Origin of the sequence: Saccharopolyspora oryzae, assembly GCF_027853915.1 — a bacterium.
GTDB classification, from domain to species: Bacteria; Actinomycetota; Actinomycetes; order Mycobacteriales; family Pseudonocardiaceae; genus Saccharopolyspora; species Saccharopolyspora oryzae.
In genome coordinates this window covers 1-17,781 of record NZ_JAQGLA010000073.1, presented here as the reverse complement: position 1 = coordinate 17,781, position 17,781 = coordinate 1, and the positions used below count along the sequence as shown (strand labels likewise).

Below are 17,781 nucleotides of genomic sequence, written 5' to 3'. Positions count from 1 at the left end.
CTTCGCGTCCCGGCGCCCCGAACCAGGGTTTCCGCAATTTCAATGGAAATCGGACCTCCGATTTCCATTGAAATTGCGGAAGTTCTCCACAGGTGGGCGGACTTGTCCACTGGTGTCGGCATGTCGGATCCCGACACGCCGGCGGTTCGACGGGGTGTTGGGCGGAGCGGTGGTCGGTCAGGTTCGGTGGAGCCAGATCGTCAGGTCCAGGGTCGGGTCGGTGTGCTCGGTGGAATCCGGTGCGGGGGAGGCGGATTCGGTGGTGGCGGTGGCCAGGACCGCGGTGGCGATCTCCTCGGCGTGGTGGCGCAGCGCTTCGCGGAGCTCGCCGGTCGCGCGCCAGTGCAGGGTGATCCGGTCGGTGATGTCGAGGCCGTCCTGCTTGCGGCAGTCCTGCACGAAGCGGATCACCTCGCGGGCCAGGCCGGCCCGTTCCAGCTCCGGGGTGATCGTGGTGTCCAGGGCGATGGTCACGTCGCGCTGGGACTCGACCACCCACCCGGTTCGCGGCACCTCGCTGATGAACACGTCCTCGCCGGTCAGCGGTTCGAGCTGACCGTCCACCTCGATCGTCGCGGCACCGGTGCGCAAGGTGCGGGCCAGTTCGGCGGGGTCCGCGGCGTTGACCGCGGCCGCCGCCAGCTGGGTCCGGTTGCCGAATCTGGCGCCCAGCGCCCGGAAGTTCGGTTTGACCGACACGTCCAGCACTTCTCCCGCCGACTCCAGCGGTTCGATGCGGCGCACGTTGAGCTCGTCGGCGAGATCGGCGACCAGCTCGGGCGGCAGCGCTGCGCTGACGAGCGCCCGGCCCAGCGGCTGCCGCACCTTGATCCCGCTGCTCTTGCGCGCCGCCCGGCCCGCTTCCGCCAACTGGCGTTCGGTGTCCACGAGGGACAGGAGCCGGTCGTCGACCAGCCGGAGGTCCGCCCGCGGCCAGGTCGCCAGGTGCACCGACTCCGGCGAATCCGGGGCTCCCGGGCGGACGACGTCCTGCCAGACCCGCTCGGCGATGAACGGCACGAACGGCGCGAGCAGCCTGGTCAGCACGTCCAAGCAGTCGTAGAGGGTGCGCAGGGCGTTCGGGTCGCCGTCCCAGAAGCGCTGCCGCGAGCGGCGGACGTACCAGTTCGACAGGTCGTCGACGAACTCCGCCAGCGACCGGCCGGCACCGGCCGTGTCGTAGTCCTCCAGCCGCGCGTCCACCTCCGCGGCCAGCCGGTGGAGCTGCGCCAGCACCCAGCGGTCCAGCACCGGGCGCTTCTCGGGCGGTGCGGCGTCGGCCGGGATCCAGTCCACCAGCGCGGCGTAGCGGCTGAAGAACGACGCGGTGTTCCAGTAGGTCAGCAGCACCTTGCGGACGATCTCGCGCAGCGGTGCGTGCCCGACGCGGCGCGCTGACCAGGGCGATCCCGAGCACAGCATGAACCACCGCAGCGCGTCCGCGCCGTGCTCCTCCATCAGCGGCAGCGGTTCCAGGACGTTGCCCAGGTGCTTGCTCATCTTCCGGCCGTCCTCGGCGACGATGTGCCCCAAGCAGACCACGGTCTCGTAGGCGGAGCGGTCGAACAGCAGCGTGCCGACCGCCATGAGCGTGTAGAACCAACCGCGGGTCTGGTCGATGGCCTCGCAGATGTACTGCGCCGGGTAGCTGCGGGCGAGTTCCGCGACGCTGCCCGGCTGGTGCGGGTAGCCGAGCTGGGCGAAGGGCATCGAACCGGAGTCGAACCAGGCGTCGACCACCTCGGGCACCCGCGCGGCGGACTTCCCGCAGGTGGGGCACGGGAATTCGATCTCGTCGAGGTACGGCCGGTGCGGGTCGAGCTCGGTGAGGTGCTGGCCGGTCCGCTCGCCCAGCTCGGCGCGGGAACCGATCGGCGTGACGTGGCCGTCCGGGCACCGCCACAGCGGCAGCGGTGTGCCCCAGTAGCGCGTCCGGGACAGCGCCCAGTCCACGTTGTTGTCCAGCCAGTCCCCGTAACGACCGTGCTTGACGTGCTCGGGGTACCAGTCGGTGCGCTCGTTCTCGCGCTGCAGCGCCTCGCGGATCGCGGTGGTCCGGATGTACCAGGACAGCTGCGCGTAGTACATCAGCGGCGTGTGGCAGCGCCAGCAGTGCGGGTACTGGTGCTCGAAAGTGGTGTAGCGCAGCAGGAGGCCGCGGTGCTGGAGGTCTTCGACCAGCACCGCGTCGGCGTCCTTGAAGAACATCCCGCCGACCAGCCCGACTTCGGCGTCGAACCGGCCGTCGGTGCCGACCGGGTTCACCACCGGCAGCCCGTTCTCGCGGCAGACCGCGAGGTCGTCGGCGCCGAAGGCGGGAGCTTGGTGCACCAGTCCGGTGCCGTCCTCGGTGGAGACGTACTCGGCGAGCACCACGCGGTGCGCGTCCGGGATGTCGACGAGGTCGAACGGGCGCCGGTAGTGCAGTCCCGCCAACTCGGTGCCCGGCAAGGTCGCGAGCACCTCTCCGTCGGGTCCGAGCACCGACTCGACCAGCGGTTCGGCCACCACGAACGTGCCCTCGACGGTGCGCACCACCTGGTAGTCCACCGCCGGGTGCACCGCGACGGCGGTGTTGGACACCAGCGTCCACGGGGTGGTCGTCCAGATCAGCAGGTCGACGTCGTGGTGCCCGGCGAGCGGCTCGTCCAGGGGGAACCGCACGAACACCGACGGGTCGTGCGCCGGTTCGTAGCCCTGCGCGACCTCGTGGTCCGACAGGGTCGTCTGGTCGCGGGGGCAGTACGGGGCCACCCGGTAGTCCTCGACCAGCAGGCCCGCGTCGAAGATCCGCTTCAGCGCCCACCACACGCTGTCGACGTAGTCCGGCGACATCGTCCAGTAGGCGGCGGACAGGTCGATCCAGTAGCCCATCCGCCGCGTGACGGTCTCGAACTCGCCGACGTGGCGCTGCACCGAGGCCCGGCAGCGCGCGTTGAACTCGGCGATGCCGATCCGCTCGATGTCGGGCTTGCCGCTGATGCCGAGCTCCTTCTCGACGGCGAGCTCCACGGGCAGCCCGTGGCAGTCCCACCCGCCGCGGCGCGGCACGTTGCAGCCCTTCATCGTCTTGAACCGCGGGAAGACGTCCTTGAACACCCGCGCTTCGACGTGGTGCGTGCCGGGCACCCCGTTGGCGGTGGGCGGGCCTTCGTAGAACACCCAGCGCGGGCCGTCGGCGGTCTGCGCCAGGCTGCGTTCGAACACCTCGTGCGCGTGCCACCACTCGATGAGCTGTCGCTCCATCGCGGGCAGGTCGATCGCGGGCTCGAGCGGGTGGAACGGAGATCCGGGCTGCGCCATGCCCACATGCTCACACCGCGCGGGCCCGCATACACCACGAGCGCGAAACCGCCCGGTTGAGCCGCTTGGAGGAACTGCGCAGCGGCAACACGCCCGCTGTACTGTTCAGTAGGCCGCAGGAGTCGATGCGGTGGAGGAGGAAAGTCGGGTGAAGTCGGAACCGGTCACGGCTGAGCCTGCGGGCAGCGGGCCCAACGTGGTCAAGTCCGCCGACCGCGCGCTGGTCATCCTGGAACTGCTCGCCCGCGGGCGGCACCGGCTCAGCGACATCGCCGAGACGTTGCGGCTCCCGCTGTCCAGCGTGCACGGGTTGCTCGGCACCTTGGTGCACCGCGGGTTCGCCGAGTTCGACCAGACCACCCGCACCTACGGGCTCGGGCTGAAGGCGTGGACCGTCGGCCAGGGCTACACCGGGCACCGCGACATCGTGGGCCTGGCGCTGCCGCTGATGGAGCGGCTCGCGCAGGAGACCGGTGAGACGGTGCAGCTGTCCCGGCTGGACGGCATCGAGAACGTCTACATCGCCATCGCCGAGTCGCCCCAGCCGATGAAACTCGTGTCCGCCGTGGGCATGCGGTTACCCGCGCACGCGGACGGGATGGGCAAAGCGCTGCTGACCGGTCTGCCGCAGGACGAGCTGGTGCGCCGCTACCAGGGCGTGGAGCTGGAGCGCTTCACCGAGAACACCGTGCGCGAGCTGCCGGAGCTGCTGGCCGAGGTCCAGGAGGCCCGCAGCCGCGGCTACGCGGTGGACGACGAGGAGTACATCGTCGGCTGCCGCTGCGTGGCGATGCCGGTGCACGACCACTCCGGCGCGGTGGTCGCCGCGCTGTCGGTGTCGGCGCCGACGCCCCGCTGCGGACCGAACTGGACCGAGGACACCCGAGTTCCACTGTCCAAAGTGGTCGCGACGGTCGAGCAGCAGCTCCGCCGCTGATCCGAGCGCTCAGCCGAACTGGACGGAGCGCTTGGCCAGGCCCATCCAGAAGCCGTCGACGGCCACCCGCTGCTCGGTGAGGTCGTCGTCCGCTGCGCCGAGGGTCACGAACAGCGGTGCGAAGTGCTCCGTGCGCGGGTGCGCGAGCCGGCCGGCCGGGGCCTTGCGCCGGAAGTCCAGCAGGGAGTCGACGTCGTTCGCCTCGAGCGCCTGCCGTCCCCAGTCGTCGAACTCCGAGGACCAGCTCGGCGTGCCCGGTTGGCCCATCGCGGAGAGGTTGTGGGTGAAGAACCCGCTGCCCACGATCAGCACGCCCTCGTCGCGCAGCGGTGCCAGCGCCCGGCCCATGCGCATCAGCCGTTCCGGTTCCAGCGTCGGCATCGAGATCTGCAGGACGGGCACGTCGGCGTCCGGGTACATCTCCACCAGCGGCACGTAGGCGCCGTGGTCGAGGCCGCGTTCCGGGAAGTCCTGCACCGGGGTCTCCGGGCCGTGGAGCAGCGCGCGGACGCGGCTGGCCAGCTCCGGTGCGCCCGGAGCGGCGTACTGGACCTCGTAGTAGTGCTGGGGGAAGCCCCAGAAGTCGTAGACCAGCGGAACGGTGCTGGTGGCGCCGATGGCCAGCGGGGATTCCTCCCAGTGCGCCGAGATCATCAGGATCGCCTTCGGCTTCGGCAGCCGGGCCGACCAGTCGGCGAGCTGGCCCGGCCACAGCGGGTCGTCGGCCAGCGGTGGGGCGCCGTGGCTGAGGTACAGGGTGGGCATCCGGGTCATCGCCGCCTCCTCGTTCGAATTTGAACAACCTCGACCATAGCTGGTCGTTCAAATTTGAACAAGCTAGACTCGGGGCATGGCTGAACCGCGCTGGCTGGACGACGAGGAGATGGCGACCTGGAACGCCTTCGTGGAGGCGAGCAACCTGGTCGCCCGCAAGGTCGAGCAGCAGCTGCGCGAGCAGGTCGGGCTGTCCCACCCGCAGTACGAGATCCTGGTCCGGCTGTCCGCGGCGCCCGGCGGCGAGATGCGCATGACCGAGCTCGCCCAGCTGGTGGTGACCTCGAAGAGCGGCCTGACCTACCAGGTCACCCAGCTGGAGAAGGCCGGTCTGGTGCGGCGCCGCACCTGCGAGTCCGACGACCGCGGCGTCAACGCGCTGCTGACCGACGCCGGCCGGGAGAAGCTGCGCGCGGCGGCGCCCGGGCACGTCGACGTGGTGCGCGCGAACCTGATCGACGTGCTCGACCGCGACCAGCTGCGCGCCGTCGCGGCCGGCCTCGGCGAAGTCACCCGCCACCTGCGCAAATCCAGCTGAAACCTCTTCGCTCTGGCTGGCCGGTGACCGCGAAGCCGGCATACATAATGTCGGGCACCCGCAGTCCAGGCGGTTCCGCTACTTGCACCGCTGCGCAAAACGAGGATGGAGAACTTCCACAGCGTCTCGGATCCGATTTCGGCACCTGGACGGGTCTTGCTTCGGCGCGTTTTCCAGTGGAAAGTCGTGGGGCTGCTGAGCGGTGCCGGCCGCGCCCGGCCTCGCCGGTGCCGTCTCCGCAGCACTCGCCGAGACGAAGGAGTGAGATGAGGTTCCTGCGATTGGGCCCCGTCGGGGCTGAGCAACCGCACGTGGCAGACGACCAGGGCCGGCTGTTCGATCTGCGTCCGATCACCGCGGACGTCGACGGGGCGTTCCTGGCCGGTGGCGGCATCCAGCGGACCAGGGAAGCGCTGGCCGCCGGTGAGCTGCCCGCCGTCGATGATGCCGGCGACGGCAGCGGCCAGCGGGTGGGTGCGCCGATCGCGCGGCCGATGGCCGTGCTGTGCATCGGCCAGAACTACGCCGCGCACGCCGCCGAGTCCGGCTCGGCGCCGCCCGAGGTGCCGATCCTGTTCTTCAAGCACCCGAACACGGTCGTCGGACCGTACGACGAGGTGCTGATCCCGCGCGGTGCCGAGCAGGTCGACTGGGAGGTCGAGCTCGGCGTGGTGATCGGTCGCCGGGCCCGCTACCTGGAGAGCGCTGAAGAGGCGCTGGACTGCGTCGCCGGGTTCGTGGTGGCCAACGACGTCTCCGAGCGCGCCTTCCAGAAGGAGCACTCGGGCGGGCAGTGGTCCAAGGGCAAGTGCGCCGAGACCTTCAACCCGATCGGTCCGTGGCTGGTGCCCGCCGACGAGGTCGCCGATCCGCAGGCGCTGCGGTTGCGGACGTGGGTCAACGGCGAGGCCCGGCAGGACTCCAACACGGCGGACATGATCTTCGGCGTCGCCGAGATCGTCCGCCACCTCTCGCAGTACATGACGCTGGAGCCGGGCGACCTGATCAACACCGGCACCCCGGAAGGCGTGGCCCTCTCCGGGAAGTACCCGTACCTGGCGGCCGGTGACGTGCTGGAGCTGGAGATCGACGGCTTGGGCCGCCAGCGCCAGCAGTTCAAGCAGGCCTGACGCGCGGAACGGCCCGGTGCTCTCGGAAAGAGCGCCGGGCCGTTCGCGTTTCCAGTGTCGACCCCCAGAGCGACGCTGGCCGCCGGCTCAGGCCGCGAACTTGCGGGCCTTCGCGTAGCGGCCGTTCGCCGGGAGCCACGCGAGGACGATCGCGAGCACCGCCGTGGCCAGGCCGACGAAGCCGAGGCCCTGCTCGATCGGCAGGCCGACCGCGATGGCCAGGATCAGGTGCGGCAGCAGCGAGAGCACGGCGAAGATGGTGACCAGGACGCGCGCCCAGGTCGCAGCCTTCATGGCCAGCAGCGTGAACAGCAGCAGCGGGAGCACGAAGATCAGCGCGACGATGGACTTCAGCATCAGCTCCGCGCTGGCCGCGGTGACGACGTCTTCCCAGAAGCCCATGCTCTTGAGGGTTTCGATGGCGTCGCCGGTGGATTCACCGCCGGTCACCGACAGCAGCTCGTCGATCCCCATCGACGCCGGGTCGGAGTTCATCAGGTCCGTCGCGTACTGCTCGGCCAGCGTCCGGCCACCGGCCATCATGTGGATCGCGGCCGCGATGCCGGAAAGCGCCGACACCGCACCGGCGATGACGAACGCCAGCAGCGTGGCGGGGCGCTTCAAGCTGACCGGGGCCGCCTGCGGGGGAGCGGTCTGTTGGTAGGTCACGACTGGGTTTCTCCTTGCCAGGGAATGAAAAAGGGGGGGATGTCGAGAGGAATCGCGGCGCCTTCACCGGGATTGGCCGCTCCCGGCGGCCGGGGTGTTCGTGCGGATCACCGAGCTGTCGGCCGTGCGCCGTCCGCGATCCACGACTTGCGCAGTGCGGGCCCACGCGCTGCGCGGGAAGCCGTTGTTCGACGTCGCGCCAGGGGGTGGCGCGACGGTGGTGCTGCACATGGTGCTGCGAATCCTCTCCGGGGCAGGCAGCGGTTCACGCATCCGCGTACCTGCGATAGTGCGAATGCCCCTAATACGCCGATCGGTCTAACCGAACCGGGGCGGTCGCAGAAGGACCGCCGTTTGGGACGCAGCAGATCATTGCACCGCTGTCGCGGGGATTTCCAGCGATTCGAAGAAGAATTCCGCAGATTATTTGTTCTGGCGTGCGGATCAGTTCGGCGCACTACACTTCGGCGCAAAACAGGAGACCGAAGGAAGCATGCCGTGCCGTTAGTCGGAACCGCCAGTCCGTCCGCGAGCGACCTGCGCAGTCGATTGCTCGAATCCCCAGCCGCTCTGCTGGACACCACTATGGACCAGTTGCGCACGTTGGTGCTGGTGCACGAGGTCGGAACGGCGCTGGCGGCAGCGCGTTCGCTGGGGCGCGAGCAGTCCAGCGTGCAGAAGCAGATCGACACGCTGAACCGGAACTTCGAGCGGCTGTGCGGTGAACCGCTGGTGATCAAGCAGGGGCGCGGGAAGAACGTGCTCTTCACCGATTCCGGAGAGCTCTTCGTGGAGATCGCGCGGAACACGTTGCGCGACTGGCTCGACGGAGTGCACGAATCGCGACGACTGCGCGGCGAAACGATTACTGTCGGCACCACCAGGTTCACCCTCGGTTTCCTCGCCAATGCCGGGGAGCACGTCGCGGGCGAATTCGCCGAGCGCGGCGTGGAGTTGCGGGTGACGCACTTGCGGACTCGCGAGCTGATCGGTGCATTGCGGACGAAGCAGGCGGATCTGGTCTGCGGCAGCGTCCTGGTCGGCGGCGGCGAGAACGCGCTGGCCGATGTGGACGTGCTGGAGTGGCGGCGCAGCGGGCTGAGCCTGGTGACGAACTTGTCCGCGGAACAGCTGCCGAACCGGCCGATGCTCGCCAGCCAGCTGCACGCGCTGCCGCTGGTCATCCCGGCCAGCGGGCTGATCTCCGGATTCCTGCGCGGTTGGTTCGGTCCCGACTACCGCGAGAAGCTCGACATCGCCGCCGAGATCGACGACGTGCGCTACGGGTTCGACCTGCTGCGCTCGGAGCTGCTGCACGGCTGCATGATCGTCACCCGCGGGGTCGGGGAGGCGGCCGACGACGGGCGATTACCGGAGGGCCGGGGGCTGCGCACCGTCGATCTGGTCAACGACGTCGGGCCGAAGATGCACGTGCTGGTGGGAGCTTTCACCCGGCGCGGAGAGCGGCAGAGCTACGGCGCCGATCACCCGCTGAACCTGCTGTGGCGGGCGTTGGAGCTTGAGAACACCAGGTGGAAGCGCGGTGAGCACCGGCCCGCGGTGGCGTCCTGATGTCCGCTGCGCCGTTCGGGGCAAGGTGAACGTGAATGTCTTTCAAATCCAGTGCGCGGTGGCTAGCGTCCGGGTCGCGAAGATCGACCGAGAGGACCTGGCATGCTGCGCCCCACCGCCGCCATCGCCGCCGCGGCCGCGATCGCATCCCTGCTGGTCGCGCCGCCCGCCACGGCTGAACCGGAGCCCGTGCCGGACTACTGCCGCGAGCAGTGCCACCACGTCCTCCCACCCGGTCAGAACGGCAACGCCACCTTCGCCGAACTCGTCGCGCACATGCTGCTGGGCGTCCGCCCGCCGCACTCCGACGACCAGCTGGCCAAGTACGACGCGCTCGTCGGCGGCTACTCGAAGCTGACCACCGGCACGATCGGGGAGTTCTTCAACGACAACTCCTTCGGCGTGCGGCCCGAGGACGTCGAGAAGACCTACCAGCCGCGCGAGGACGTCACCGTCGTCCGGGACAAGACCGCGGGAATCCCGCACATCTACGGGACGACGCGCTCGGGGACCACGTTCGGCGCGGGCTACGCCACCGCCGAGGACAAGCTGTTCCTGATGGACGTGATGCGCCGGGCCGGGCGCGGCGAGGTGACGCCGTTCGCCGGGGGCGCGCCGTCGAACCGCCAGCTGGAGCAGCAGTTCTTCGCGGTATCGCCCTACACCGAGCAGGAGCTGCAGCAGCAGATCGACTCCGTCGCCTCGCAGGGCGAGCGCGGCAGGCAGGCGCTCGAAGACGCGCAGTCCTACGTGGACGGGATCAACGCCTACATCGAGAAGTCGTACCAGGGGCGGTACTTCCCCGGCGAGTACGTGGCCACCGGGCACGTGGACCCGATCACCAACGAAGGGCGGATCGAGCCCTTCGAGCTGACCGACCTGGTCGCGCTGGCCTCGCTGGTCGGTGCCCAGTTCGGCGGCGGTGGTGGCAACGAGGTGCAGAACGCGGTCGCCCGGATGTCGCTGCACGAGCGGTTCGGCCCGGAGCGCGGCGAGGAGATCTGGGCGGCGTTCCGCGCCGAGAACGACCCGGAAGCGATCACCACCGTCCACGATGGACGGACTTTCCCGTACGGCGGGGCGCCGGAGAACCCGGCGGGCGTGGTGCTGCCGGATCCCGGATCGGTGGTCGAGCAGCCGCTCGTCTTCGATCCCACCGGCTCGGCGGCCCAGCCCTCGGAACCGGCCACCCGCGCGGAGAGCGGCAACCCGCCGCCGACCACCGACGACCCGGTGGAAAGCCTGCGCGGCATCTTCGACGACGGCGTGGTCCCGGAGGGGATGGGGCAGCCGCGGGGCATGTCCAACGCGCTCGTCGTGTCCGGTGCGCACACCGAGAGCGGCCACCCGGTGGCGGTGTTCGGCCCGCAGACCGGCTACTTCTCGCCGCAGCTGCTCACCCTGCAGGAGCTGCAAGGACCGGGGATCTCGTCGAAGGGCGCGTCGTTCGCCGGGCTGAGCTTCTACACCTTGCTGGGCCGCGGCCAGGACTACGCCTGGAGCGCCACCACCGCGTCCCAGGACCTGATCGACACCTACGCCGTCGAGCTGTGCGAACCCGACGGGAGCCCGGCCACGGTGGACTCCAACGCGTACCGGTTCCGCGGCGAGTGCGTGCCGATGCAGACCGTCGAGCGGGAGAACGCCTGGAAGCCGAACCTCGGCGACAGCACCCCCGAAGGCTCGTACCGGCTGGTGTCGTTCCGGACCAGCTACGGCCCCGTGACCCACCGCGCCACCGTCGACGGCAAGCCGGTTGCGTTCGCCCTGGCCCGCTCGACGTTCCTGCACGAGGTGGACTCGATCATCGGGTTCCAGCAGTTCAACGACCCGGGCGCGATCACGTCGGCGCAGGACTTCCAGCGCGCGGCGCACGACATCAACTTCACCTTCAACTGGTTCTACGCCGACGCCACCGACACCGCTTACTTCAACTCCGGCGCCAACCTGGTGCGCAAACCGGTGGTCGACCCGAGCATGCCGATCGCCGGCGACCCGGCCTACGAGTGGGACGGCTGGAACCCGGCCGACAACACCGCGAACTACACCCGGTTCGAGCAGCACCCGAACTCGATCAACCAGGACTACTACACCAGCTGGAACAACAAGCAGGCGCCGGGAACCGCGGGCGACCGGGCGGAGAAGAACGCGGTGCAGCGCGGCGACCTGCTCGACTCCCGCGTCCGCGAGCGCATCGAAGCGGGCGGCAAGTTCAACCGCGTGACGCTGACGCAGGTGATGGCCGAAGCGGGCGTGACCGACATGCGCGCCGAACGGGTGCTGCCGGACCTGCTGCGCCTGATCGACCGCGAGCCGATCAACGACCCCGACACCGCGGCGCTGGTCGAGAAGCTCCGGACCTGGCTGGCCGACGGTGGCAGGCGGGTCGAGACCGAACCGGGCAGCCGTCGGTACGCGCACGCAGAAGCGATCGAACTGCTGGACGCGTGGTGGCCGTTGCTGGTCCGCGGCCAGTTCGAGCCGTCGCTGGGCGCCCCGGCCTACGACGCGCTGACCGGGATGATGCAGATCAACCAGTCGCCCTCGGGCTGGCAGAACGGCGAACCGGGCCTGCACGTCGGCCAGGGCCACCAGGGCTCGGCTTTCATGTACGGCTGGTACGGGCAGGTGTCCAAGGACGTCCGCGCGGTGCTGGGCGATCAGGTGCCGGGCGGGTTCGGCGCACCGCTGTGCGGTGGTGGTGACCCGGCGGCGTGCCGCTCGATGCTGCTGGACACCCTGCGCCAGGCGGCGGAAACCCCGTCGGACCAGACCTACCCCGGTGACGCGGACTGCGAGCCCGGCGACCAGTGGTGCGCCGACGCCCTGATCCAGAGCAAGATCGGCGGCATCGGCCAGGACAAGATCAGCTGGCAGAACCGCCCCACCTACCAGCAGGTGGTGGAGTTCCCCGCCCACCGCTGAGCCGATGCCTCCGCCGTCCGGATTGTTTCGCCTGGTCAGGTCCCGTGAGTACTTCGTGGTGCTATAGGCCCACAAAGTGCTCACGGGGCCCTACCAGCGGGAACGGAGCTCATGTCGGGTAGCTGATCCACGGGGTTGATCTCCGGTGGCCGGTGGGGTTGCGTGGGATCATCGGGGTGTCGACGTGTTGGGAGGTTGCTGTGGGCGATCTGGGTGCTGTGCTGGGACGGATCGACGACATCCGGGACGATCTCACCGGGCTCTACAAGGACTTGCACGCCCATCCGGAGCTCTCCTTCGCCGAGCACCGCACCGCTGCCGAGGTCGCGCGACGCCTGGAGCAGCTCGGCTTGGAGGTGACGACCGGGGTGGGGCGCACGGGTGTCGTGGGCGTGCTCCGCAACGGTGACGGCCCGACCGTGCTGCTGCGCGCGGACTTCGACGCGCTGCCGGTGCTGGAGCAGACCGGGCTCGACTACGCCAGCACGCAGCGCGGCACCGACCCGGACGGCAACGACGTGCCGGTGATGCACGCCTGCGGCCACGACATGCACGTCACCTGCCAGCTCGGCGCCCTCGACCTGCTGGTCAACTCCCGCGAGCAGTGGTCCGGCACGGTCGTGGCGGTGTTCCAGCCGGCCGAGGAGATCGGCGGCGGAGCGCGGGCCATGCTCGACGACGGTTTCCTGGACCGCTTCCCGAAACCCGACGTCTGCCTGGGCCAGCACGTCTTCCCGTTCCCGGCCGGGACCGTGGGCATGGTCAGCGGTCCCAGCATGTCGGCGGCCGACGGGCTGAAGATCACCATGTTCGGGCGCGGCTCGCACGGCTCGCAGCCGGAGAACGCCATCGACCCGGTGGTGATGGCCTCCGCGACGGTGATGCGGTTGCAGACCGTGGTCTCCCGCGAGGTCTCCGGCCGCGACACGGCCGTGGTCACGGTCGGCTCGATCCGCGCGGGCACGAAGGACAACATCATCCCGGACCAGGCCGAACTGCGGGTCAACATCCGCAGCTTCGACGAGAAGGTCCGAGAGCGGGTGATCGAGGCGGTCAAGCGCATCGTGCGCGCCGAGGCGGCGGCCTCCGGGGCCGAGAAGGACCCGGAGTTCGAGCGGTTGACGGACTTCCCGGTGCTGGTCAACGACGAGGAGGCCACCGAGCGGACCGCGAAGGGGATGCGCGAGCAGCTCGGCGCGGAGCGGGTGCTGGCGATCGACCCGGTGACCGGCAGCGAGGACGTCGGCCTGTTCGGCACGGAAGCCGGCGTGCCGACCTGCTACTGGTTCTTCGGCGGCGTCGAACGGGGCAAGTACCTGGCGGCGCGCGAGGCGGGCACCCTCAGCCGCGACGTCCCGTCCAACCACTCGCCGTTCTTCGCCCCGGTGGTCGAACCGACCATGACCACCGGCATCACCGCGATGACCACGGCCGCCCTCACCTGGCTCGGCACCCGCTGAAGCGCCCGAGCCCTCCCGGGCTCACATCCCGACGCGTCCGTCGATGCGCTCGCGCAGCAGGTCGGCGTGCCCGTTGTGCCGGGCGTACTCGGCGATCAGGTTCAGCATGACGAAGCGCAGCGAGATCGGTTCGCCGGTCGAGCGGCGGATGCCGGTCTGGTCCAAGGAGTCCGCCGCGGCCACGATCTCGCGGGACTTCGCGCACTCCGCCCGCCAGACCTCCACCGCCTCGGCGAAGTCCCCTTCCAGGTCGTCGAAGTCCTGGTCCGGATCGTCGTCGGAGTAGTGCAGCAGCGGCACGTCCTCCTGCGCGAACTGGATGCGGAACCACCACCGCTCCACCGCGGCCAAGTGCCGCACCAGCCCGTGCAACGTCAACCCGGAGGGCTCGATCAGCCGGGCCGACAACTGGTCGGACGGCACCCCGGAGCACTTGAGCGCCAACGTCTCCCGGTGCCAGTCCAAGAACCCGCGCAGCAGCTCGATCTCCGACCCGGTGGGATCGGGCTCCCGCCGGGATCCGTCCCACCGCTGCGACGTGCTCGGCGTGGAATCAGCCATCGCGAACCTCCCGTCCCCGACAGCTTCGCACCAGTCCCCGACGAACTCAGGTCGTCAGCGGGTCGAGGAGGGTCCGGACCAGGTCGGTCGGGGTCGGGTTCGGGGTGTCGGTGAAGTGGGTCAGGAAGGCGTTCTGGAAGCACGCTCCGAGCAGGAGCGCCGCTGCTGATTCCGGGTCCACGTCAGGCTTGAGCGCTCCCGCTCGCTGCTCGGCCGACAGGTAGGCCGCGAGGGCTTCGCGGATCGCTTGGGGGCCGATGCCCCGGTCCCGGAGGGCTTCCCGGTGCGCGGCGAGCAGCGCCGGTTCGGAGAACAGCGAGGCGCCCATCGGGAACGTTTCGGCGTAGAACTCGATCGCGACGCCGGCGACCTCCTCCAGGGCGGTGCGCAGCTCCCCGCGCCCGGCGCGGTCGGGGAGGTCGGTGAGCATGGCGCGCAGGTTGCCCGGAACGCGTTCCTGGAGCACCGCGAGGAACAGATCGGTCTTGTCGCGGAAGTGCTTGTACAGCGCGGCTTCCGAGAAACCGGATTCCTTGGCGATCTCCTTGGTGGTGGCGCGGGCGAGGCCGCGCGTGCGCATCACGTGCGCGGCGGCGTCGAGCATCCGGTCGCGGGTCCCCACGGCGGCCCTTCCGTTGACAAGTTGGTGAGTGCTCGCTGACCATAGTAGTTAGTGAGCACTCACCAACCAAGGGGTTCAGCGATGCGGATCACGATCTTCGGAGCCACCGGCGGCACCGGGAAGCACCTGGTGGAGCAGGCCTGCGCGGCCGGTCACCAGGTCACGGCGGTGGTGCGGGACCCGGCGAAGGTGGCCTTCGAGCACCCGGAGCTGGCGGTCGTCCGCGCCGACGTGATGGACCCGGCGGACATCCGGCCGCACATCGCCGGTCGGGACGCCGTCATCTCGGCGATCGGCTCGCCCAACGCGAAGAGCCCGACGACGGTGCAGACCGACAGCACCGCCAGCATCCTCGAGGCGATGGGCGAGACCGAGGTCCGCCGGTTCCTGGTGGTCAGCAACAGCGGCATGATCACCGACGGAGACGGCGCGCTGACCAAGCACCTGGTCAAGCCGATCCTGTGGCGCTTCCTCAAGCACCCGTGGACCGACATGGGGCACATGGAGGAGGTCGTCCGGGCCAGCAGCGCGGACTGGACGATCATCCGCCCGCCGATGCTCACCGAAGGCCCGCGCACCGGCCGCTACCGCACCGCCGTCGACCGAACCGTCCGCGGCGGCAACAAGATCTCCCGCGCAGACCTAGCCGACTGCATCCTCCGAAACCTCTCCGAGAAAACCGCGATCCACACCGCAATAGCCCTCGCCAACTGACGTCGGATGAGGTTGGCTCGCAACTGGTTTCAGGTGTTGATCAGGTCTTCTGGGATGTTGAGGGTTTTGAGGAAGGCCGTTGTGGCCGGGGTCGGGGTGGTTCGGGGCCAGGCCACGTACTCGATTCGGGACGGGGCGTTGGTCACCGGGATCGTGGCTATTCCGGTGAACCTGGGGACGTAGGTTGCCGCGAGCATCGCGATGCCGAGGTGCTGTTGGACGAGCTGGACCATGAGGTCGGCCGTGGGGACCTCGAAGGCCACCTCGCGGTCGAGGCCCGCTGCGGCGAAGGCCTGGTCGGACTGGGACCGGCCCGCGCTTCCGGCGGGGAAGTCCACGAAGGACTCGGTGGACAGCCGGGCGAGGTCGACGGTTTCGTGCGCGGTCAGCGGGTGATCGGGGGCGACCACGGCGACCAGCTGGTCCCGGGCCAGCTCGACGTTGCGGATCCCCTCCGGGCGGGTGGTGGCCGGGAGGCCGAGGAAGGCCACGTCGAGGGTGCCTTCCTTGATCTGCTCGATCATTTCCAGGCTGTTGCCGACGCGCAGGTTGATCCGGACGTCCGGGTGGCGCTGGTGGAGCTCGCGGAGCGCGGCGGGCACGTCGGCCGCGGCCACGGTGGGGATCACGCCGACCGCGAGCCGCCCGCGCACTTCGCCGACAGCTGCGGCGACCTCGGCCGCGGCGCGTTCGGCGGCGTCCAGGCACTGGCGCGCGGCGGGGAGGAACGCCTCGCCGGCGGGCGTCAGGCGGACCCGGCGGCTCGTGCGTTCGAAGAGCCGGGCGCCGAGTTCCCGTTCCAGCCGCGCCACCTGGTGGCTGAGCGCGGACTGGACGACGAGGCACCGCTGGGCGGCGCGGGTGAAGCTGTTCGTCTCGGCGACGGCGACGACGTAGCGCAGCTGCTGGAGTTCCACCGATCCATCTTGCATCGCGATGGATCGCATGACAAACATGTGTTGGACTCATCGATGCTGGTCAGCCGAGACTTGATCCGTGATGGACAAGAACCTCCCGAACGTCGTGCTGACCGCGTTCGCCCCGGCCGTGTGGGGCACGACCTACGTGGTCACCACCGAACTGCTCCCGGTCGGGCATCCGCTGTTCGCCGGGTTGATGCGTGCGCTGCCCGCCGGGTTGATCGCGTTGGCGATGACCCGGGTGCTGCCGCGCGGGGCCTGGTGGGGGAAGGCGGCGCTGCTCGGCGTGCTGAACATCGGCCTGTTCTTCCCGCTGCTGTTCCTCGCCGCTGAGCGGCTGCCCGGTGGGGTGGCCGCGACCTTGGGTGCTGCTCAGCCGCTGGTCGTCGCCGTGCTGGCGGTGCTGGTCCTGCGCGAAGCGCCTTCTCCGAGGCGGTTCGGCTGGGGCGTGGTCGGCGTCGTGGGCGTGGGGCTGGTGGTGCTCGGGCCGAGCGCCGGTTTCGACGTCGTCGGGCTCCTCGCCGGGCTGGGTGGCGCTGCGGCGATGGGGCTCGGGGTGACGCTGACCAAGCGCTGGGGGCGCCCGTCGGAGGTCGGGCCGGTGGCGTTCGCCGGTTGGCAGCTCACCGCCGGAGGGCTGTTCCTGGTTCCGGTCACGTTCGCCTTCGAGGGCGCGCCGCCGGCGATCGACGCCCCGGCGGCGCTCGGCTACCTGTGGCTGGGCGTGATCGGCGGTCTGCTCGCCTACGTCCTGTGGTTCCGCGGGATCGGTCTCCTGCCGGTCACCTCGGCTGCGCCGCTCGGTCTGATCTCGCCGCTGGTCGCGGCACTGCTCGGCGTCGTCGTGCTCGGGCAGATGCTCGGGCCGGTCCAGCTGTTCGGGTTCGCCCTCTCGCTGATCGCGATCGTCGCGTCCCAGCTCCCCGCTCGCACTCCTCGCCTGGAAAGGGCAGTGGCATGAAGATCGTCGTCGTCGGAGCGACCGGCATGGTCGGATCGCGCGTGACCACCGAAGCCGTCCAGCGCGGGCACCACGTCACCGCGGTGTCCCGGAGCGGCGAAGCGATGCCCGGTGCGACCGCGGTCCGCGCGGACGCGACCGATCGGGAGCGGATGGGCGGGTTGTTCGCCGGGGCGGACGCGGTCGTCGTCGCCACTCGTCCGCGTCCCGGGCAGGAGGGAAGCGTCGGCGAAACCACGGGAGCGCTGCTCGACGCGGCTGCCGCGGCCGGTCGGCGGATCCTCGTCGTCGGCGGTGCAGGTCCACTTAGGACCCCCGGGGGATCGGGGCTGGTCGTCGACGACCCCGCGTACGTTCCCGCTGAATGGCGCACCATCGCGGCAGCGAGCATCGCCCAGCTCGAGACCTGCCAGGCGCACCGGACGGACTGGGTCTACTTGAGCCCGCCGGCAGTCCTGGAGCCCGGCGAGCGCACCAGCCGCTACCGGCGAGGTGCTGACACGCTCATCGCCGATTCCCGCGGCACGTCCCGGATTTCGGCGGAGGACCTCGCCGTGGCGGTCCTCGACGAGCTGGAGGACCCGGGCGGCGCCAGGCACTTCACCGTCGGATCCTGAGCTGGTGCCAGCGCGATGGCCCCGGTCGAGGACGTCCGCGCCTTCTTCCGCGAGCTCCGCTGAGCGGTCGTGAGTGGG

Annotated in this window: 16 protein-coding genes; 9 read left to right on the top strand and 7 right to left on the bottom strand. The window is 70.0% G+C overall.

Annotated elements, in window-relative coordinates; all coding sequences use genetic code 11:
• Nucleotides 1-177: 177 nt before the first annotated feature.
• Nucleotides 178-3,303, bottom strand: a complete 3,126-nt coding sequence (ileS, locus tag OU415_RS29890) for an isoleucine--tRNA ligase (RefSeq protein ID WP_270952729.1) — start codon at nucleotides 3,301-3,303, stop codon at nucleotides 178-180.
• A gap of 148 nt (nucleotides 3,304-3,451) precedes the next feature.
• On the opposite strand from ileS, the gene OU415_RS29885 reads away from it, so the two are divergent.
• Nucleotides 3,452-4,240, top strand: coding sequence for an IclR family transcriptional regulator (locus OU415_RS29885; protein ID WP_270952728.1), 789 nt, complete (start codon nucleotides 3,452-3,454; stop codon nucleotides 4,238-4,240).
• Between the two features lie 9 nt (nucleotides 4,241-4,249).
• On the opposite strand, the gene OU415_RS29880 is transcribed toward OU415_RS29885, so the two are convergent.
• Entirely contained in the window at nucleotides 4,250-5,014 is a 765-nt protein-coding gene (locus OU415_RS29880) for a dioxygenase family protein (protein ID WP_270952726.1), read from the bottom strand.
• 76 nt (nucleotides 5,015-5,090) lie between these two features.
• Here OU415_RS29880 and OU415_RS29875 point away from each other — a divergent pair, with 76 nt between their 5' ends.
• Together OU415_RS29875 and OU415_RS29870 are read left to right on the top strand one after the other, a co-directional pair.
• Nucleotides 5,091-5,552 (top strand): MarR family winged helix-turn-helix transcriptional regulator, encoded by a 462-nt coding sequence (locus OU415_RS29875; protein WP_270952725.1) that lies wholly within the window; start codon nucleotides 5,091-5,093, stop codon nucleotides 5,550-5,552.
• Nucleotides 5,553-5,818: 266 nt separating this feature from the next.
• Nucleotides 5,819-6,682, top strand: coding sequence for a fumarylacetoacetate hydrolase family protein (locus OU415_RS29870; protein WP_270952723.1), 864 nt, complete (start codon nucleotides 5,819-5,821; stop codon nucleotides 6,680-6,682).
• An 87-nt stretch (nucleotides 6,683-6,769) separates the two neighbouring features.
• On the opposite strand, the gene OU415_RS29865 is transcribed toward OU415_RS29870, so the two are convergent.
• Nucleotides 6,770-7,351, bottom strand: a complete 582-nt coding sequence (locus OU415_RS29865; protein ID WP_270952722.1) for a hypothetical protein — start codon at nucleotides 7,349-7,351, stop codon at nucleotides 6,770-6,772.
• A 63-nt stretch (nucleotides 7,352-7,414) separates the two neighbouring features.
• Complete coding sequence (locus tag OU415_RS29860; protein WP_270952720.1) at nucleotides 7,415-7,624, bottom strand: hypothetical protein; 210 nt, start codon at nucleotides 7,622-7,624, stop codon at nucleotides 7,415-7,417.
• A gap of 225 nt (nucleotides 7,625-7,849) precedes the next feature.
• On the opposite strand from OU415_RS29860, the gene OU415_RS29855 reads away from it, so the two are divergent.
• From OU415_RS29855 to OU415_RS29845, 3 genes are all read left to right on the top strand, one after another.
• Entirely contained in the window at nucleotides 7,850-8,923 is a 1,074-nt protein-coding gene (locus OU415_RS29855; protein WP_270952719.1) for a LysR family transcriptional regulator, read from the top strand.
• Nucleotides 8,924-9,025: 102 nt separating this feature from the next.
• A complete protein-coding gene (locus OU415_RS29850) occupies nucleotides 9,026-11,848 on the top strand; it encodes a penicillin acylase family protein (RefSeq protein WP_270952717.1) in 2,823 nt (940 codons plus the stop codon).
• A 200-nt stretch (nucleotides 11,849-12,048) separates the two neighbouring features.
• Nucleotides 12,049-13,308 (top strand): amidohydrolase, encoded by a 1,260-nt coding sequence (locus OU415_RS29845; protein ID WP_270952715.1) that lies wholly within the window; start codon nucleotides 12,049-12,051, stop codon nucleotides 13,306-13,308.
• Between the two features lie 21 nt (nucleotides 13,309-13,329).
• Here the strand turns inward: OU415_RS29845 and OU415_RS29840 are convergent, their stop codons facing one another.
• Both OU415_RS29840 and OU415_RS29835 read right to left on the bottom strand, forming a co-directional pair.
• Nucleotides 13,330-13,869, bottom strand: coding sequence for a DinB family protein (locus OU415_RS29840; RefSeq protein ID WP_270952713.1), 540 nt, complete (start codon nucleotides 13,867-13,869; stop codon nucleotides 13,330-13,332).
• A 46-nt stretch (nucleotides 13,870-13,915) separates the two neighbouring features.
• Nucleotides 13,916-14,491 carry a TetR/AcrR family transcriptional regulator gene (locus OU415_RS29835; protein WP_270952711.1) on the bottom strand — a complete coding sequence of 192 codons (576 nt, stop codon included), beginning with the start codon at nucleotides 14,489-14,491 and terminating at the stop codon, nucleotides 13,916-13,918.
• 81 nt (nucleotides 14,492-14,572) lie between these two features.
• On the opposite strand from OU415_RS29835, the gene OU415_RS29830 reads away from it, so the two are divergent.
• Nucleotides 14,573-15,205, top strand: coding sequence for an NAD(P)-dependent oxidoreductase (locus OU415_RS29830; protein WP_270952709.1), 633 nt, complete (start codon nucleotides 14,573-14,575; stop codon nucleotides 15,203-15,205).
• Between the two features lie 29 nt (nucleotides 15,206-15,234).
• Here the strand turns inward: OU415_RS29830 and OU415_RS29825 are convergent, their stop codons facing one another.
• The gene (locus OU415_RS29825; protein ID WP_270952708.1) at nucleotides 15,235-16,122 is read right to left on the bottom strand and encodes a LysR family transcriptional regulator; all 888 of its coding nucleotides are present in this window, start codon (nucleotides 16,120-16,122) and stop codon (nucleotides 15,235-15,237) included.
• Nucleotides 16,123-16,204: 82 nt separating this feature from the next.
• Between OU415_RS29825 and OU415_RS29820 the strand changes: the two genes are divergently transcribed.
• Nucleotides 16,205-17,086, top strand: a complete 882-nt coding sequence (locus OU415_RS29820; protein WP_270952754.1) for an EamA family transporter — start codon at nucleotides 16,205-16,207, stop codon at nucleotides 17,084-17,086.
• Entirely contained in the window at nucleotides 17,083-17,703 is a 621-nt protein-coding gene (locus OU415_RS29815; protein ID WP_270952707.1) for an NAD(P)-dependent oxidoreductase, read from the top strand. The genes OU415_RS29820 and OU415_RS29815 overlap by 4 nt, the downstream gene beginning before the upstream one ends.
• The last annotated feature ends 78 nt before the right edge of the window (nucleotides 17,704-17,781 follow it).

Excerpts from the sequence above, each read along its gene's own strand:
- ileS (WP_270952729.1), bottom strand. The coding sequence starts at position 3,303 with ATGGCGCAGCCCGGATCTCCGTTCCACCCGCTCGAGCCCGCGATCGAC.
- OU415_RS29880 (WP_270952726.1), bottom strand. The coding sequence starts at position 5,014 with ATGACCCGGATGCCCACCCTGTACCTCAGCCACGGCGCCCCACCGCTG.
- OU415_RS29875 (WP_270952725.1), top strand. The coding sequence starts at position 5,091 with ATGGCTGAACCGCGCTGGCTGGACGACGAGGAGATGGCGACCTGGAAC.
- OU415_RS29870 (WP_270952723.1), top strand. The coding sequence starts at position 5,819 with ATGAGGTTCCTGCGATTGGGCCCCGTCGGGGCTGAGCAACCGCACGTG.
- OU415_RS29860 (WP_270952720.1), bottom strand. The coding sequence starts at position 7,624 with ATGCGTGAACCGCTGCCTGCCCCGGAGAGGATTCGCAGCACCATGTGC.
- OU415_RS29850 (WP_270952717.1), top strand. The coding sequence starts at position 9,026 with ATGCTGCGCCCCACCGCCGCCATCGCCGCCGCGGCCGCGATCGCATCC.
- OU415_RS29840 (WP_270952713.1), bottom strand. The coding sequence starts at position 13,869 with ATGGCTGATTCCACGCCGAGCACGTCGCAGCGGTGGGACGGATCCCGG.
- OU415_RS29830 (WP_270952709.1), top strand. The coding sequence starts at position 14,573 with ATGCGGATCACGATCTTCGGAGCCACCGGCGGCACCGGGAAGCACCTG.
- OU415_RS29820 (WP_270952754.1), top strand. The coding sequence starts at position 16,205 with ATGGACAAGAACCTCCCGAACGTCGTGCTGACCGCGTTCGCCCCGGCC.
- OU415_RS29815 (WP_270952707.1), top strand. The coding sequence starts at position 17,083 with ATGAAGATCGTCGTCGTCGGAGCGACCGGCATGGTCGGATCGCGCGTG.